Annotated in this window: 9 protein-coding genes; all 9 read left to right on the top strand. The window is 45.9% G+C overall.

Annotated features, from left to right (window positions below; genetic code table 11):
• Positions 1-9 precede the first annotated feature (9 nt).
• On the top strand, positions 10-1,773 hold the full coding sequence (locus tag GXO74_00235) for a hypothetical protein (protein NOZ60085.1): 1,764 nt from the start codon (positions 10-12) through the stop codon (positions 1,771-1,773).
• Between the two features lie 75 nt (positions 1,774-1,848).
• Positions 1,849-2,712 carry a hypothetical protein gene (locus GXO74_00230; GenBank protein ID NOZ60084.1) on the top strand — a complete coding sequence of 288 codons (864 nt, stop codon included), beginning with the start codon at positions 1,849-1,851 and terminating at the stop codon, positions 2,710-2,712.
• Positions 2,713-2,735: 23 nt separating this feature from the next.
• Positions 2,736-4,055, top strand: a complete 1,320-nt coding sequence (locus tag GXO74_00225; protein NOZ60083.1) for a parvulin peptidyl-prolyl isomerase — start codon at positions 2,736-2,738, stop codon at positions 4,053-4,055.
• A gap of 247 nt (positions 4,056-4,302) precedes the next feature.
• The gene (locus GXO74_00220; protein NOZ60082.1) at positions 4,303-4,983 is read left to right on the top strand and encodes a DUF4159 domain-containing protein; all 681 of its coding nucleotides are present in this window, start codon (positions 4,303-4,305) and stop codon (positions 4,981-4,983) included.
• 7 nt (positions 4,984-4,990) lie between these two features.
• Entirely contained in the window at positions 4,991-8,389 is a 3,399-nt protein-coding gene (locus GXO74_00215) for a hypothetical protein (protein ID NOZ60081.1), read from the top strand.
• Positions 8,361-10,208, top strand: coding sequence for a tetratricopeptide repeat protein (locus GXO74_00210; GenBank protein NOZ60080.1), 1,848 nt, complete (start codon positions 8,361-8,363; stop codon positions 10,206-10,208). Before GXO74_00215 ends, GXO74_00210 begins: the two co-directional genes overlap by 29 nt.
• A 14-nt stretch (positions 10,209-10,222) precedes the next feature.
• Complete coding sequence (locus GXO74_00205) at positions 10,223-11,500, top strand: deoxyribodipyrimidine photo-lyase (GenBank protein NOZ60079.1); 1,278 nt, start codon at positions 10,223-10,225, stop codon at positions 11,498-11,500.
• Between the two features lie 8 nt (positions 11,501-11,508).
• Complete coding sequence (locus GXO74_00200; protein ID NOZ60078.1) at positions 11,509-11,898, top strand: YjbQ family protein; 390 nt, start codon at positions 11,509-11,511, stop codon at positions 11,896-11,898.
• A 374-nt stretch (positions 11,899-12,272) separates the two neighbouring features.
• Positions 12,273-18,835: hypothetical protein (locus tag GXO74_00195; protein NOZ60077.1), on the top strand; the 6,563-nt coding region annotated here is incomplete at its 3' end.

Here is an 18,835-nt window from a genome sequence, read left to right as displayed (position 1 = left end):
AGGAAGGGAATGAAAATTTCCGGTCGTTTTGGTTGGGCGCTTGCATTGTCTGCGATGTTGCTGGTCACATTATTTTCTTGCGGCGATAGAAATAAGCGACTCGTCGCACGCGTCGGCGGTCAAAAAATTTCTGCAGAAGATTTTATCAAATCTTTTGCCAGAAATAAAAAGACTAATCAGGTGCGCGGAGCCACGCTTGAAGAAAAAAAGAAGCATCTCAATGGCATGATTAACAATGCTCTCAAATTGATCGACGCCTATCAAAGCAAGTTGGATTTAGATACTCTCTTTCAAAAGAGACTGGACGAGCGATCTCGCGCTATTATGTTTCGCCGTCTCGTGGAAAAGAAAGTCGTGGAAAAAATAGTACCGGAATCGCGCGTGAAAGATTACTACCACAAAGCGAACCGTGAGGTGAAAATTCGACAGATCGTAGTGAAATTTGATCCCAACGTTCCTGATTCACGTTCTCGCGCTTTGCAGCGGGCGCGCGCGATTGTTCGTAAATTAAAATCAGGCGATAGGTTTGATAAAATTGCAAAGAGCGAATCCGACGACGCCAAAACCGCTTCCCAGGGCGGCATCATGGGCTATTTGAAATGGGGACCCACTTCTTATAAAAATCCGCTTTACGTCGCGGTGTTCGATTTAAAAGAAAATGAGATTTCCGATCCTATTGAAGTAGGAAGCGCGTTTTATATCGTCAAGGTTGTTCACATCAAAAAGTATCCTGCGCCTCCTTATGAACAGCAGAAGGAGCAAATTAAACAGGCGATTTGGCGCGTTCATAATCGGGAGATTGAACAGGGTTTTTATGATTATTTAGACCAATTAAAGAAGAAGTATCGTCTGAAATATAAGTCAGCAGTGATGCAAATGTTCTTGGATCGGATAAATCAAAAGCCGAGTTCGCCGGCAGGGGAAAAATCAAAACCCAAAAAGCTTGAACAACGATTTTCTGCGGCAGAACTGAGTCGGGTCATTGCGGAATTATCGTTCACGACCATTTCGGTCAGAGACGTAGTGGATGTGTTGAGCATTTATCCGTCACACCGCAGACCCCGATTTCGAACGCTTGACGACGTGAAAACTTTTTTAGACGAAAGAGTGGCGCAAAAGTACTTACTGGAAAAAGAGATTAATGTAAACGATCTTAAAAAAGATCCGATAGTCAAGGAGCAGGTGAAAAATTTCAAAGAGGCGCAGTTGATTCAGATGATTTACCGCGATCGCGTCTCCAAAAAATTGAATTTAACAGAGGCAGATTATCAGAAATATTTCGAGGAACATCGAGAGGATTTCAAAAATCCGCCCATGCGCGATGTTCAGGAAATTTATGTGAACTCGAAAGAAATAGCCGCTAAAGTTGTTCAATTAGCTCGCGCCGGGAGAAATTTTACCCGCTTGTTCGAGCAGTACAATAAAAAGAAGTCTTTGGAGAAAAACAAAGGCAAAATTGGGTTTATTTCACGGGGCCGCGGAGGAATCGGAAAACCGGCCTTCAAGGTGAAAGTTGGCGGCGTGACCGATCCGATTCTGATTGGCAAAGGCTATAGCATTATCAAGGTTCTGGGCGAAAAACCAGCGACGCTGCAAAGCTACGATGAGGCGAAGCGCTTGGTGCAATCGCGACTGCGCCGAATTAAAAAAGACAGCCTGGAAAAACAATGGCTGGAATCGTTGAGACAAAGAATCGATGTTGTTGTCTATGAAAATGCGCTGAAGCAAACAGGCAAAAAATATGTTGGGCCTGATATTGTGGCTGTGGATTGAAGAAGGAGTAGTCTTTTTCTTTATTAATAAAAGAGATTTTGCAAAATTTTAGAAAGCTAAAGGATGTTAAAATAAATGAAAACCCGATTTTTTATTTTCCTGTTAATTGTTTCATTTTTTGCCTGCTCCAAGAAAAAAGAAGAATCGAAACAAGTTATTGTAAGTGTTGGCAACGAAAAGTTGACCTGGGGCATGTTATCGCGAGAGATTCCGGATAATTTGAAGGGAAAAATGTCGCACGAGGAAGTTGGTATTTATATCCAGCAATGGATAGATCAGGAGCTTTTATATCAGGCGGCAGTGAAAATGGGAATGGATTTGGACGCGGATTATTTCCAGGAATTGGAAAAGATGAAAAAAGAGCTCTTGGTGCGGAAATTTTTAGAAAGTTATTTATTGACCAAAGACGCTCAAGTTTCAGAGGATGAAGCGTTGGCGTTTTACCAAAAAAATAAAGACACTTTTATTGTTCCCAAGACCGAAATCCACGCTTTGCACATACTGGCGCCGACGATTGAGATCGCAAATCAGGCGCTAAAACGCATCGGTGCCGGCGAGGACTTCGAAAAGGTGGCGCGAGATTTGTCTGTCGATTATCGTGACCGCGGTCGAATCGATTTAGGTTATTTTAATAAGGACGACGTTGTTCGGGAGGTCGCGAACAAGGTTTTTTCGTATCGCGTTGGTTCTGTGACCCGGCCGATCAAATCAGAATTTGGTTATCATATTTTTAAAATATTAGCCAGGCGAGAAAGAGGCACCTTTCGAAAATTTGATGATGTCAAGAATCAAATTTATGAACGTTTGCGCGCCGGCAAAAAGAAACAGGCATATCGCAGTTTGATTTCTGATCTGCGTCAAAAAATTGCAGTGGAAAAGAACGAATCTTTTATTAATCAAATGTACGGTGATTCTGCTGCCGCGAAAAAAATGCCATAATTTTGATAATGGAGATTTTTTTGATGAAAAACAAAATATTTTTATGGGCGATTCTTCTTTGCGTGGGTACTGTCAACGGGTTATTTTCTCAGCAGGTAATTGATAGAATCGCCGCGATTGTCGAAGATGATGTTATTTTATCTTCAGAGCTGACACAGTATTCCCTCAACATGGCTTTTCAGTTAGGAATTGACCCGAGAAAAAATCCGGATAAATTTGTACAACTGGAAAAGCGGACGTTGCAGAATTTGATCAATCAGAAAATTTTGCTGGCGAAGGCGGAAGAGGATAGCGTTGAGGTTGATGAACGCCAAGTAGACAGCGTGCTTGAGGAACAAATCAAGAATATGATTAAAAGAGTGGGTTCTGAAGCTGAATTGGAAAAACAATTAGGCATGTCTATTGGAAAGATAAAACGCAAATTTCGCGATGATGTGAGAAATAATTTAAGGGTGGAGCGACTACGCGGAACGATGTCTCAGAAAATAACTATCTCACGTCGCGAAGTGGAAGAATTTTACAAGACAATGAAGGACAGTATTCCTGAAATAAAAGAAACAGTGGACATCAGTCATATTTTATTGAATGTCAAACCCGGAGAAGCTGCGGAAAAAGAAGCACTAGCGAGAATCAAGGAATTGCAAAAACGAATTCAGGCGGGCGAAGATTTTGCTGAGTTGTGTCGACAATACTCAGAAGATCCAGGCAGCAAAGCGCGTGGCGGAGAATTGGGTTTCATTCAGCGCGGCGATTTTGTACCGGAATTTGAAGAAGTCGCTTTCATGTTGAAGCCCGGAGAAATTTCCGATATTGTAAAGACGCGTTTTGGCTATCACATTATTCAATGCATCGAACGTCGCGGCGACAAAATCAACGTGCGCCATTTGCTCATTTTGTTGCAGCCGACAAAAGAGGACGAAAAACGCACCTACGAAAAAGCCTTGAAAATAAGAAAAATGCTCGACGAGCCGGGTGCTGATTTCGCGGAGATCGCTAAAAAATATTCCGACGACGAAACGAGCCGGGATCAGGGCGGTCATTTGGGGAAGTTTGAAGTTGACAATTTGCAGGAAAAAGAATTTAAGAATGTGATAGAGTCGCTTGAAGTGGGAGAAATTTCCCAGCCTTTTAAAACGCGATTCGGCTGGCATATTTTAAAATTAAACGACAGACAGGATGCGAGAAAGATCTCCATTGAAAAAGATTGGGATCAATTGGAAGCCTGGGCGCTGAAAATTAAACAGCAGAGAGAGTTTCAGAAATGGCTGGATGATTATAAGAAAAATGTTTACGTTGAAATAAAAATGAAAGATTCTGATTACCGCAGTTTGCTTCTGAATTGATTTTCGATTATGAAAAATTCTTTGGCGAAGACAAGCCCTTGGATTCTGTTATCCACAGGGCTTACTTTGTATGGGGCTAAATCTATTGAGTCTTGTTTACAAAAAAAGATCATTGTGATTTTAGAAGGCAAATCAAAAGGAAACAGGGAACAGATGAATTTGCTGTTCAGTAAAATAGAATGTTCTCTTTTTGTGAGAAATGATTTTGAGTAAAACAGACAAATAATTTTCTCGAAAGAAGTTGTCAATGTCTATTCATTGGAAAAAGACAATTGTTGCCTTGTTAATTTTGTTTTCAGCGCCGGCTCTGTTCGCTCAGTTGCGCGAGCCGTCCAGCAAGTTTACTGTGGGGCGGTTGAAATATCGCGGCGGCGGCGACTGGTACAATGACCCGTCAGCCATACCAAACTTGCTTCAATTCATGAAACAGCACACCACGCTGCAAGTGGCTGAAGATGAGCAACGCGTGGGAATTATGGATCAGGAATTGTTTTCTTATCCCGTTATTTTTATGACAGGCCACGGCAGAATCGAGTTTTCTGACGAAGAGGCAGCACGATTGAGAAATTACCTGACGCACGGGGGCTTTTTGTACGCGGACGATGATTATGGTATGGATAAATTTTTTCGCGCAGCGATGAAAAAAGTTTTTCCCGACAAAGAACTGGTCGAGCTGCCGTTCAGTCATCCGATTTATCATTGCCAGTTTCAATTTAGCAGCGGCTTGCCCAAGATTCACGAACACTATGGCGGTCCGCCTCACGGGTATGCCTTTTTCCATGAGGGCAGAATGGTCGTGTTTTACTCTTTCAACACAAACATTTCAGACGGCTGGGTGGATCCAGAAGTTCACGGCGATCCGGAAGAAGTTCGCAGAGAGGCTTTCAAAATGGGCACCAACATTATTGTTTATGCGCTCACGCATTAGGGGAGAGATGACTGTTCAGGAAAAATATCAAAATTTATTGGAAAGAATCGGCGCGGTTCGGCGGAAAAGCAAAATCATTGAGCTTGTCAAAAGTAGTATTATTTTCGTTTTTCTTCTTACACTCGCTTTTTTGCTGATGCAGATTTTGGAGTCAGTCTTCCGTTTTGACACGATGGGAAGAACCGTGCTGATGGTTGTATTGGTGCTTGGCGCATTGGCCGCGGCTGTTTATTTTTTGATTAGGCCTTTGCTGTCGCTTGTGTTGGCCCGAAATAAGCCCAAGGATGTAGAAGTTGCCCGGCAAATCGGGGGTCATTTTCCCGGCATTTCCGATCGTCTTGCTAATGCGCTTCAGGTTTTTCGGCTGCGGGACGATGCTGAACTTGGTCTGTCGTCCGAGCTGACGGATTTGAGCGTTGAAGAAATTTACGAACAGACAAAAGAAAAAAAATTCCTCGAGGCAGTTTCCTGGCGTCCGGCGATGCAGTGGGGAAAGTTTCTGTCAATTGCACTGGTCGGTTTTCTTTTTTTGCAAATCGTTTTTTCTTCTTCGTTTTCAAGTGCTGCAAATCGGTTATTGCATCCGCGAACGCCATTCAAAAATGCGCCGAAAATTAGTTTTGAAGTAACGCCAGGTAACGGGCGGGTCATAAAAAATGAATCTGTCGCCATTTCAGCGCGAGTGACGGGGGAGCGAATTGATGAAATTTCCCTGCATCTGGAAGGTATCCACGGCGCGTTTCACCAGGAATATCCGTTGACTGCCAAAAACGGAAGTGAGTTTTACTACACCATTCCGCACATTCAGGACACGACAATTTATTATTTTTCGGCAAAAGAGAACAACAGCGCCCGTTTTCAACTCGATGTTGTGGAGTTACCGTTGATTCGGCAGCTCAAGGTGACAATTATTCCTCCGACATATTCGGGAATGAAAGCAACGCCGTTGGAAGAAAATGTCGGTGACTTTAGTTGTCTGCGCGGTTCATACGCTTCGTTGAAAATCGCGGCGAATAAAATTTTGACAAGCGCGAAGATTGTTTTGAATGAAAAAAAAGAATTTTCTTTGTCCCTCTCCGGAATGCGCGCTCAGGGCGGATTTCGCGTGCGCGATTCGGGGGTTTATTTTATTCGTCTGAAAGATGCCGAGGAAATGGAAAATAAAGATCCCATCCGGTATCGCATTTCCATCATTGAAGATGTCTATCCCACGATCACGATTAAAGTACCCGGCCAGGACGTAGATTTGTCTGAAGATTTAGTGCTGCCGCTGCAAATCGAGGCCGAGGATGATTTCGGATTTACAGCGCTGCGCTTGGGCTACAAAATTCTTCGTTCTGATTCGCCCAACCAAGACACAACGTGGCAGTTTTTGCCGCTGAAATATGAGGTTTTTCAAAAGACAAAATTGTTCAATGACTTTGTCTGGGAATTGACTCCGTTGAATTTGTTTCCCGGAGATATCGTGCGTTATTTTGCCGAGGTTTTTGACAACGACGATATTTCCGGTCCCAAAAGCATGAAATCGATGATTTATTCCGCGAGATTTCCAACGCTGGAAGAAATTTACGCTGCGGCAAATTCCGAACAGGAGGAGACTTATCAGAGCGTCGAGGGTTTGTACGAAAAAAGCAAAGCGCTCAAGCAGGACATTGACAAATTGGTGCAGGAGCTGAAGAAAAATCCCGAAATGAAATGGGAGCAAAAGCAGCAAGTCAACGATGTGCTGAAAAATCAGAAAGATGTAGAAAAATCGCTCGCGGAAGTGCAGCAGCAATTGGATCAAATGCTTGAGCGCATGGAGAAAAATGATCTCGTCAGCCTGGAAACGTTGAAAAAATACGCAGAGTTGCAGAATTTATTGCAGGAGATTTTGACCGATGAATTGAAAGAGGCGCTGAAGAAATTGCAGCAAGCGGCTGAGAAAATGGACCCTGAACTGATCAAACAGGCGATGGAGCAGTTGAATTTTTCTCAGGAAGAATTTTTAAAGAATATTGAAAAAACGCTGGAAATTTTTAAACGCATTCAAATAGAACAAAAGATGGATGAGCTGGCGCGCAAAATGGAGCAACTCATCAATGAACAGCAAAAAATCAGTGAGCAGCTTAACAAAAATATTGACCAGAACGAGACCGACAAAATTTGTCAGAATCAGCAAAAGGCGAAAGAGAAAACCAGCAACCTGATGGACGACACTCAGCAGTTGGCAGACGCCATGAAAGAATTTCCGGACATGCCGGACGAGGCGCTTGAGGCATTGTTGGAGCAGGCGAAGCGAGAAGGTTTGCTGGAAAACATGAGTCAGGTCGGAAAACAGTTGCGCGCGGGAAATCAGCAGGAAGCGCAAAGTCGTTCGCAGAAGGCGATGAATTCTCTTTCTAACATGCTGAGTAACATGAATCAGGCGAAGCAGCAAATGATCCAAAAACAGAAGCGGGAAATCATGCGCGAGCTGCGGCGTCTGACTCATAATTTTGTTTTGCTGTCTGACCGCCAGGAACAATTGCTCAAAAAAACGGAGAAATTGAGTCCCAATAGTCCGCAATTGAATAAAATCGCAGATCAGCAGCAAAACATTTTGAATGCGGTGAATCGCAATGCAGACAAAATGGCTGGTTTGTCGCAGAAAACATTTTTTGTCTCTCCGCAAATGGCGCGCGCTGTGGGCCAGGCGATGCAGTTCATGTCTCAGGCGCTGTCGCAATTCGAGCAGAGAAATATCGGACAGAGCGGCAGAAATCAGCAGCGCGCAATGCTCAGTTTGAACGATGCGGCAAAACAGATGATGTCTGCCATGAAAGATTTGGCGAATGCGCAGTCCGCTACCGGACTGGAAGAGATGATGCAAAAATTAGCGCAAATGTCTGGCAAGCAGCAGGGCATCAATCAGCAGACTTTGCAAATGGGACCGGGACAAATTCCATTTTCTCTGAGTCAACAGGCGCAAATGGCTCGTTTGGCGGCACAGCAACAGGCGTTGCGCAAAACGATGGAACAACTGCAAAAAGAATTTGGTGAACGATCAGATATTTTAGGCAGATTAGACGGCATCGGAAAACAGATGGATGATGTTGTGAAAGATTTGCAGGCAAAGAGAGTGAACAGGCACACTATTCAGCGCCAGCAAAAAATTTTGCAACGGCTTTTGGATGCACAGCGGTCAGCGCGGCGACAGGATTTCAGTCGCAAGCGGCGCGCTGAAACGGGCAAATTTTATCCGGCGGTGAACCCGGGAAAATTACCGGCAAATCTGGGAGAAAAAATGCAGTCCATGCAAAAAGATTTGTTACGCGCTTTGAAAGAAGGCTATTCCAAAGATTATCAGCAATTAATTAAAAAATATTTTGAAGCACTAATCAAGAAAAATGCGGCCGATGAAAATACAATTCCGAATCATAATTAGCGCGTTGCTTTTGCTGGCAAATGTTTCGTTGGCTCAGCAAAATGATGCCCAGCGAAAATATAACGAGCAGCTTTTGCTGCGGGCGAGAAATCTTGAACAAATAGGCCGGTTCGACCTTTCGCTTGATGTGTATCGGCAATTGTGGAATAACTCGCGGACAAATATCAATTACTATCGCGGCGTGTTGAACAATCTCATTCGGCTGGGGCGTTTTGCTGAAGCGGAGAGCACGGTCAAACAGATGCTCCAATTCACAAAATCAGATTTGGTGCAAGCGGATTTGGGAGATGTTTATTTCAAGATGGGGCGGGAAGATGAGGCATTTGCTGTCTGGGATCAGATTTTAGCGGCCAGACCTAAAAGCCAGAGCAGTTATCAAATTGTGGCGTTGGCGATGCAGAAGAATTCGCAATTCGATCGGGCGATCCAAGTTTATCGTTTGGGACAAAAACGATTGAAAAATAAACGTCTTTTTTTAATCGACATGGCAAATGTTTATCGCTCGCAAATGGACTATCTCAATGCCGCGCGACAGTATTTGAGCTATTTGGAAGCATTCCCGAAACAATATTCTTTTGTTGAATCCAATATCATCTCTCTGGCGTCAAATCCCGACTATGCCGAGGACATTGTTAAAATTTTGCAAGAGCGGGTGAAAAAAAATCCCAAAAACGTGCAGCTCCGGCATTTGCTGGCAGCATCCTATTTCCGCACGGCAAATTATCAGGCGGCGCTGAGCGAATACACTGCGATTGACGAATATATTTTGACTCGAAAAAAATCAGAAAAAAACCGATTAGGCCGAGAATTGTATCAGTTCGCCCAAAATGCCCTGAATGACGGTGCTTTTGAATATGCGTTACAAGGATTTCGCTTGGTGGCGCAGCGTTATCCGAAATCTTCGTACGCCGCAAGCGCGGAATTGGGCATAGGCCAGTGTCTGCGACGGTTGAAACAATTTCCCGAAGCCATCGCTCACTATGAAAGAGTGGCGGTTGAAAGGAAGAACCGGGAGATTGAAAAAACGTGCTATTTTCGTATCGGGGAAATTCAGTTGGAGGATTTGAACGATCCGGTGGGGGCTGAAAAATCATTTCGCCGGGTACTAAATTTGAAGCCGGCGAATTCCCTGGACATTCAGGCGCGTTTTCGCATTGGGGATTGTTACATTCAAAGAGATGAACTGAAGCCGGCGCTGAAATGGTTCGGGCAAATTTTGAAGCGCTCAGACCTTAGGAAGACCAATCGCATGAGAGCCAAATTTAACCAAGCGCGGGTAAATTTTTGGTTGGGGGAATTTGACGCCGCGCAAAAGATTTTTCAGGAAATCATTGATGCGCCGATTTTTGTGCCGCAAAAGAATGAGGGCCTTTTTGTGAACGATGCCATTGAGTACGTCATGCTCATTCAGGAAAATAGTCAACAAAAAGAAGTGTTGAAAAATTTTGCGCGTGCGGAACTGAAAACGGAGCAGAGAGAATTTTCTCGGGCGATTGATATTTTGAAGAAAATGCTCACATCGAAAAACGGGGCGCAAATGAAAGATCGCATCCTTGTCAAATTGGGAGAAATTCATTTTCAAAATAAAAAATATGCCTCTGCGCTTTCTGATTTTGAGCGTGTGATCGAGGAAGTGCCGCAAAGTCTGCTGGCGGACCTGGCGCAAAAACGAATTGGCGACATTTACGCGCAGGGATTTCAGGACAAAACAAACGCGATGAAAGCGTACGAGCACGTGTTGGTGAATTATCCCGATTCCATTTATCTCGAAGAAGTTCGGGAAAAAATTCGTCGGATAGAAGAACAGAAAATAAATTAACCGGGCAGGGCGTCATGCTGAAAAAGGTGTTGCGGATTTTCGTTGTGTCAATCATAATAATTTTCACTCTCGCAGGGCTGGCGTTTGCGCAAAAAATACTCGTGTACATGGATTTAAAGCAAAACGACCACCTGAAAGCGTACGGCGTGGCTTACTGGGCGCTGGAGAAAAGTCTGAAAGTCGAATGGTTGCTGAATTATCGCGGCGGATCATTTTTCATTGATTTTAACCCGGATGTGGAACGGGAATTGCGTATCCGCGGCGTTTCTTATTCGGTGATTTCCGGCTCTGCTGCAGCGAGGATTTATGCAGAAATTGAGCAAAACAACATGGACGTTGTCCTGCTGGAAAAAGCGCCGGCGGTTGCCGTTTACCAGTCACCACGCGAGACCAAATGGGATGACGCCGTAGCGCTGGCTCTGGATTACGCTGAAATTCCTTACGCTAAATTGTGGGACAAGGAAGTTCTGACCGGAGAACTGGACAAATACGATTGGCTCCATTTGCATCACGAAGATTTCACGGGACAGTACGGAAAATTTTATCGAAATTACCGTAATACGCCGTGGTATGTGGAAACGGTCAAATTGAACGAAGCCATGGCGCGCGAGATGGGATTCAAAAAAGTTTCCCAATTAAAATTAGCCGTGGTGAAAATGATCAAGGAATATGTTCTGCGCGGTGGGTTTTTGTTTGCCATGTGTTCCGGCACGGACACTTATGATATTGCATTGGCGGCCGCGAACACCGATATTTGCGCCGCGGTTTTTGACGGCGATCCGGTGGACCCGAATTTCCAGCAAAAATTGGACTACTCAAAATGTCTCGCATTTCAGAATTTCAAAGTGATCACGGATCCGTTGGTTTACGAATATTCCGACATCGACATTCCGCCGAGCAACAATCCGATTTTGCGCGACGAATCCACGGACTATTTCACGCTTTTTGAATTTTCCGCCAAATACGACCCGGTTCCGACCATGCTCACTCAGTGCCACGTTTCAGTAATCAAGGGATTTATGGGGCAGACGACCGGCTTCAGAAAAAGTCTCATCAAAAGGTCTGTGGTCATCATGGCGGAGACCGAAGGTACGGAGCAGGTCAAATATTTACACGGGAATTTAGGAAAGGGGACATTCACTTTTTACGGGGGACACGACCCGGAAGATTATCGCCATTTCGTCGGCGATCCCAAGACGCAGCTTTCGCTGCACAAAAATTCTCCTGGCTATCGTTTGATTTTGAATAACATTTTATTTCCGGCGGCAAAGAAAAAAAAGAGGAAAACATAATGGACAGGATGTTTGAATTTAACGTAAGAACGAATTCTCAAACCGAACTGGTGAAAATTGATCATCTGGTGAATCGCGCTATCGAGGAAAGCGGCATCAAAGACGGGATTTGTGAAATTTTTATTCCGCACACCACAGCGGCGGTTACCATCAACGAAGGCGCTGACCCGAGCGTGGTGCGCGATTTTCTGTTTGAAATCAACAAAGTGATTCCCCTCAGCGACGGCTATCATCACAGCGAAGGAAATTCCGCGGCGCACATTAAATCGAGTCTTGTGGGTTGCTCCGAGACAGTGATTGTGGAAAATGGCAGAGCAAAATTGGGCACCTGGCAATCGGTATTTTTCTGCGAATTTGACGGACCGCGGAGCAGACGCGTCTGGATTAAGATAATTTAGCCGGAAAACGTGATTTAGCGCACGGCAAAATATTTGTTTTTTAAGAAATTTATCTGAGGCGCGCAGATGATCAGAATCGCCCGAAAGTCGCTCAACTGTTCCAGCTTTGCACAGATGGCGCTGGCTAAAAGTTACAGGTTGTTAATTTGGGCGCTACGTTTAGCTTTTAAAAATTAGACAATTAACATAAATTCTCGGGGTGGCGCGAAAAAGGCATACTTTTTGTAACAAAATTGAATTAAGCTTTAGAAAAATTTAGAGATGGCACCCAACGAGAAAAAATTGCATCCTGGCACAGACTAATCCATTTCACACCCATGAACTTCAGCCAACTCTTTCCGAAAATGAAAATATGAACATAGATGAGGGCATACATGAACGGGCGAAGAATATTTTCGTTAGCAATCTTTTTGATAGTTGTTTTTGCAAAAATGACGCTGGCAGGGCAACTCACTTCGGTGACTGTTACTCCCAGCAATAACGCCGCCGGTGCGCCGACAATTTACACTTTTGGTTTCACAACTTCTGCCACCGGCAACGGTGTGGACGTGGGAATTCCTGCGGACGGAAAAGTTGTGATCATTTTTCCCGCGGGATTTGATTTGACCAGCGCTGAGCTGGCGCAATCAACAGACTTGGGCGTACTGGATGGCGGTTTGACCACAACGGTGTCCGGTGATACAATTTTTGTTACGAGAGACGGCACCGGTTCAGTCATTGCGGGAAACACTGCCGTCGGTTTAAAAGTTGCCGTTGTCGGAAATCATCAGACTGCCGCTACGACTTACCAAGTGCAAATGGAAACCCGCCTTTCCGATGACACACAAATAGATTCCGGAACTTCAGCGAATTTCACTGTCACACATGGCTCGCTGGCGACGTTCAATTTTGCGCCTATCGGTAATCAGACTGCCGGTGCTGGTTTTGCGATTACAATTACTGCTGTGGACAATTACGGTAACACGGTCGAAACTTTCTCCAATACAGTAACTCTTTCGGATTTAAGCGCCACGCTGTCGCCAACCACGACGACAAGTTTCTCGTCAGGCGTCTGGAGCGGCACCGTCGTGATTAATCAGAGCTACCAAAACGACAACATTACTGCAACGTATCAGAATATCGCCGGAACATCGAACAATTTCAACGTCAATGCCGGGAGTCTGGATCATTTTACTTTTCAGACAATTTCCAGCCCGCAAACCGCCGGAGCCGCTTTTTCTGTAACCATCACCGCCGCTGATGCGCAGGGAAATCAGGTAACAGATTTCACTGACATCGTGAATCTGTCTGACAGCACTGGCACAATTTCGCCCACAGTTACGGGAAATTTTGTCGCCGGTCAGTGGACGGGAAATGTTTCCATGACTCAGGCGAGAAAAGATGTGGCAATTATTGCTACTTATGGCGCGATTGTTAGTTCGTCAAATTTATTCAACATGCAGTCGGCGGCGCTGGCAAATTTTTCCATTTCCACTATCGCCAACCAAACCGCCGGCGCGCCGTTTTCAATTCAAGTGACGGCTCAGGATCAGTACGGAAATACGGTGGAGAATTTCACCGAGACGGCTGATATTTCCGATTTAACCGGAACAATTTCTCCCACGGTGAGCGGCAATTTTTCACAGGGAATTTGGACTGGCGATGTAACCATTGCAACCACGCAGTCGGGGGACAAAATTACTGTAGTGCGCACATCTACTCAAGTCGAGTCCGGTCAGTCGAATGCTTTCAATGTGCAGCCCGGGCCGCTGGATCATTTTGCGTTTAATTCGATCGCCTCTCCGCAAACAGCAGGTCTGGGATTTAGCATCACAATCACCGCGATGGACGCCAACAATAACACGGTAAGTAGTTTTAGCGGTACTGCTGGTTTGTCGGATTTAACGGGTACGGTAAATCCCGGTGTAACGGGAAATTTTTCCGGCGGCGTCTGGTCGGGAACCGTGACCATTACGCAGAGCCAACCATCTAATCGCATCACGGCCACCAGCGGCAACAAAACCGGAACTTCAAACAATTTTGATGTTGACGCCGCAGCGCTGGATTATTTTGAAATCAGCTCCATCGGAAGCCCTCAAATTGCAGGCACGCCATTTTCGATTACAATTCGCGCGCGCGACACTTACGGCAATTTAGTGGATACTTACACGACGCCGGTGAATTTATTCGACAATACGGGGACAATTTCGCCGGTAACAACCGGGAATTTTAGCAATGGCGTCTGGACAGGAAACGTGAGTATCACCAAAAGTCAGACTGACGTGAGAATTACCGCCTCGGGCAGCGGAAAACAAGGCGCGTCCAACTATTTTAATGTTGTGCCGGCGCCATTGGAAAGATTTTCAGTTTCCACAATTGGCACGCAAGCAGCGGGAGAGTCGTTCACAATTACAGTGACGGGCTTGGATTTTTACAGCAACCGCGTAACAGATTTTAGCGGAACCGTGGACATCACCGATTTAACCGGCACGATCAGCCCGACGGCGAGCGGAAATTTTGATCAGGGACAATGGAGCGGCGCTGTAACGATCACACAAGTGATGAGCAGCGACCGCATCACCGTTACGCGTTCCGGAGGGACACAAACGGGTTCGTCGAACTTGTTCGACGTTGTCGCGGGAAATGTGGATCATTTTCAAATTTCAGCAATTTCATCGCCGCAGACTGCCGGGACGCCATTTTCTGTAACGATCACGGCTCAGGATGCCAATAACCAGACAGTGACGAATTTCACCGGGACTGTTAATTTGTACGATTTAACCGGAACCCTGTCGCCCACGGTTACGGGAAATTTTTCCGGCGGCGCGTGGACGGGAAATCTGACGGTAACGAAATCATTCTCCAATAATAAAATTTCCGTTGCCGGGGCAGGAAAATCGGGCGAGTCCAATGCTTTCACTGTGCAATCCGCGAGCATTGACCATTTCACTTTTGCGACAATCTCCAGCCCCCAGACAGCGGGACAACCGTTTTCCCTGACCATTGAAGCAAGGGATGTTTACGAAAACATTGTTACCAGTTTTGCCAATACCGCGAATTTGTCAGATTTGACCGGAACGTTGACACCGGCTGTGACGGGAAATTTCTCGTCGGGAACGTGGACCGGAAATGTTACCATTACGCAGAGTCAGGTTGACAACCAAATTAGTGCCACACGCAGTGCGATAGCCGGAACGTCGAATAATTTTACTGTTTCCCCGACAACGCTCGATCATTTTGAAATCAGCGCCGTCAGCACCCAGACGACGAACGAGCCATTTTCCATTACAGTAATTGCCAAAGACCAATACGGCAACACTGCCGCACAATTTACCGGAAAAGTAACGATCTCAGATTTAACGGGAACGATTTCGCCCGGGCTCAGCGGAAGTTTTTCTCAGGGACAGTGGTCCGGGAGCTTAACCATTTCTCAAGCGTACACCAGCGACCGGATTCACGTTGTCAGACAGGGTGGCAGCGAAGACGGCTATTCCAACAATTTTGATGTGGTCTCTGTGAATGTCGATCATTTTGCAATTTCAACCATCGGTAATCAAACCGCCGGAACGCAATTTTCTGTGACCATCCGCGCTGAGGACGCTTCAAATAATTTAGTCACAGGATTTACGGGCACGGTTTCTTTGTCGGATTTGAGTGGCACGATTTCACCGGTGAACAGCGGGAATTTTTCCGGCGGAACATGGACGGGAAATGTTGTCGTCACCAAAAGTTACTCCGCCGACAAGATAACCGCTACCGATGCCAGCCACGTGGGAGTGTCCAATTCTTTCACTGTTTCTCCGGCGACGCTGGATCATTTCAGTTTTCAGGAGATTAATTCTCCGCAAACAGCCGCATCGGCTTTTTCCGTCACAATTACAGCAAAAGATGTTTACGAAAACACCGTAACGAGCCACACGGCGCCGGTTAGTTTGTCCGATAATACCGGCACGATTTCACCGGTGACGTCAGGCAATTTTAGCTCCGGCGTCTGGACAGGGAATGTAACAATAACGAAATCGCAAACTGACGTGAGAATTACTGCCAGCTACAGCGGAAAACAGGGGATGTCAAATTACTTCAACGTTGACCCTGGCGCTTTAGCCAATTTTGATGTTTCAAATTTGGGCACTCAAAAAGCCGGCGTCCCGTTTTTGCTGACGGTCACGGCGCGCGATGCCCAGGCAAATGTGGTGGATGATTTTTCGGGAACCGTCGATCTGTCGGATTTGACCGGAACTATCGAGCCGCAGGTGAGCAGCAACTTTGTCAATGGAATGTGGTCGGGAAATGTGCTGGTGCGGCAGGCGACTTCCAACGACGTCATTACTGTGACGCGAACCAGCGGTACGGAAAATGGACAATCCAATGCGTTTGACGTCATTTCCAGTCAGGTGGACACTTTTGTCATTAGCTCGATTTCATCTCCGCAGACGGCAGGGGCGCAATTCACGATTACGATTACTGCCAAAGACGCGGATTTGAATACCGTGACCAGTTTTTCCGGCACGGCAAATTTGTCGGATTTGAGCGGGACAATTTCACCGCAAACCACGGGAAATTTCTCCAATGGCGTCTGGACAGGCCAGGTCTCAATTACGAAATCATACAGTTCAAATCAGATTTTTGTGAATGCGCTGGGCGAGTCCGGTGTTTCCAATTATTTCAACGTCGCTCCCAATGCGCTGGATCATTTTGAAATTCAGCCGGTCAATTCACCGCAAATAGCCGGAACAGCGTTTTCGATTACCATTACTGCCCGTGACGCGTATGAAAATAAAATCACCTCTTTCACACATGCAGCAAATTTGTCTGACAATAGCGGCACGTTAACTCCGGCGACAACGGGAAACTTCAGCGCCGGAAGCTGGACCGGAAATGTGACCATTACCAAGGCGCAAAACGATGTGCGCATTACAGCGGCTTACAACGGTAAGCAAGGAATTTCTAATTATTTTAATGTCAATCCAGGCGCCTTGGCGAGTTTTGATCTGGATCCCGTGAGTACTCAGCAGGCAGGGAAATCTTTTTTGGTTACCGTAACAGCGCGGGATAATTTTGCCAACATTGCCACACAATTCACCGGCACTGTCGACATTTCCGACAATTCCGGAACCATCGAGCCGCAGATTAGCAATAATTTCATCAGCGGTGTGTGGTCGGGAAATGTGATGATTCGTCAGGCCAACAGCGGCGATGTCATCACCGTGACGCGAACCAATGGCACCGAAACCGGACAGTCGAATTCGTTCGACGTCATTTCTTCCCGGGTTGATACTTTTGTGGTGAGCACAATCAGCTCGCCGAAAACTGCCGGTGTTCCTTTTTCTGTCACCATTACCGCCAAAGATGCGGATTTGAATACGGTAACAAATTTTAACGGTGTGGCAAATCTGTCCGATCTGAGCGGAACAATTTCCCCGCAGACCACGGGAAATTTCGTGAACGGCGTCTGGACGGGACAGGTCACAATCACCGGCTACTATGTTTCCGACAAAATCACGGTAACGGCGCTGGGTGAATCCGGATTTTCCAACGCTTTCGATGTCAATCCCAATTCTCTGGATCATTTTGAACTGAGCAGCATCGGATCGCCGCAGGTGGCAGGAACCGCTTTTTCGCTTACCATTACTGCAAAAGATGTTTACGAAAATACTGTTTTGAACTACACTTCTTCGGTAAATTTATCGGACAACACAGGAACCCTTTCTCCGATTACGACGGGGAATTTCACTGCCGGCGTCTGGACGGGAAACGTTTCCATTACAAAAAAGCAGAATGACGTGAGCATTACAGCAACCGGCAGCGGGAAACAGGGCGTTTCCAATGATTTCAACGTTCAGTCGGGAGCGCTGGATCATTTCACAATTGCTCCCCTCGAAGACCAGTTCGCGGGAGTGCCATTTTTGCTTTCGGTTTCGGCGAGGGATTTGTACGAAAATGTTGTCGATGCTTTTACGGGAACGGTGGATATTTCTGATATTTCCGGAAGTGTGTCTCCGACGAGGAGCGGAAATTTTGGGAACGGAACATGGTCGGGAAATGTCGTCGTCAGTCAGGCGCAAAATAACAATCGCATTTCTGTGGTAAAAACCAATGGCACAGAATCCGGCATTTCCAACGTGTTTGACGTCGAAGCCGGAACCGTGGATCATTTTGAGTTTTCAGTGATCGGCACGTCGCAGACGGCGGGCGTGCCCATTTCCGTTACAATTTCTGCAATTGACGGAACAGGAAATCTTGTGCCCACGTTTACCGGCACCGTTTCGCTGACAGATTTGACCGGCACAATTACGCCGGCCACGACGACTGCTTTCTCCAACGGCATTTGGAGCGGCACCGTCAAAATTACGAAAACATATTCTTACAACCGCATATTTGCGTCTGGAATAGGAAAATCAGGCGAGTCGAATTTGTTCAATGTGCTTCCGGGCGCGCTTGATCATTTTGCATTGTCTGAAATTTTTTCCCCGCAAATCGCTGGTCAACCTTTCTCGGTGACGATTGCCGCTAAAGATTCCATGGAAAATACGGTGACGTCTTTCTTTTCCACTGTCTCTTTGACGGACAACACCGGTACGATCAGTCCCTCGGCAACCACTAATTTCATCAATGGGGAATGGGCCGGACAAATCACCATTACTAAAAAGAGACAAAATGTTTACATTCGCGCGACGCAATTGGGCAAATTCGGGCAGTCTAATTATTTTAATGTCAATGCAGCGCAGGTTTCTTATTTGAAAATAATGGATGCCGCCGGCGGTACCGGTCAGGAAATCGGCGCCACATCTCTGACCTCAAAAGATAAACTCACGCTGTACGCGGCCGGGTTTGACAATTATGATAATTATTCCCATGATGTTTTTGCTACCTGGGGCGTTACCGGCACGCTGGATCCGATCTCGCCGAACACTGGTTCTTCAGTAATTTTCGAGCCAAAAACGCCGCAAACGGCAGG

The sequence above is a fragment of the Calditrichota bacterium genome, from assembly GCA_013152715.1.
Taxonomy (GTDB): Bacteria; Zhuqueibacterota; Zhuqueibacteria; order Thermofontimicrobiales; family Thermofontimicrobiaceae; genus 4484-87.
Note: the sequence above shows the minus strand (reverse complement) of the source record. Positions and strands in the feature narration are given on the sequence as shown.

What these genes read in the sequence shown, in the direction of transcription:
- GXO74_00235 (NOZ60085.1), top strand. Translation starts at nt 10, where the DNA reads ATGAAAATTTCCGGTCGTTTTGGTTGGGCGCTTGCATTGTCTGCGATG.
- GXO74_00230 (NOZ60084.1), top strand. Translation starts at nt 1,849, where the DNA reads ATGAAAACCCGATTTTTTATTTTCCTGTTAATTGTTTCATTTTTTGCC.
- GXO74_00225 (NOZ60083.1), top strand. Translation starts at nt 2,736, where the DNA reads ATGAAAAACAAAATATTTTTATGGGCGATTCTTCTTTGCGTGGGTACT.
- GXO74_00220 (NOZ60082.1), top strand. Translation starts at nt 4,303, where the DNA reads ATGTCTATTCATTGGAAAAAGACAATTGTTGCCTTGTTAATTTTGTTT.
- GXO74_00215 (NOZ60081.1), top strand. Translation starts at nt 4,991, where the DNA reads ATGACTGTTCAGGAAAAATATCAAAATTTATTGGAAAGAATCGGCGCG.
- GXO74_00210 (NOZ60080.1), top strand. Translation starts at nt 8,361, where the DNA reads ATGAAAATACAATTCCGAATCATAATTAGCGCGTTGCTTTTGCTGGCA.
- GXO74_00205 (NOZ60079.1), top strand. Translation starts at nt 10,223, where the DNA reads ATGCTGAAAAAGGTGTTGCGGATTTTCGTTGTGTCAATCATAATAATT.
- GXO74_00200 (NOZ60078.1), top strand. Translation starts at nt 11,509, where the DNA reads ATGTTTGAATTTAACGTAAGAACGAATTCTCAAACCGAACTGGTGAAA.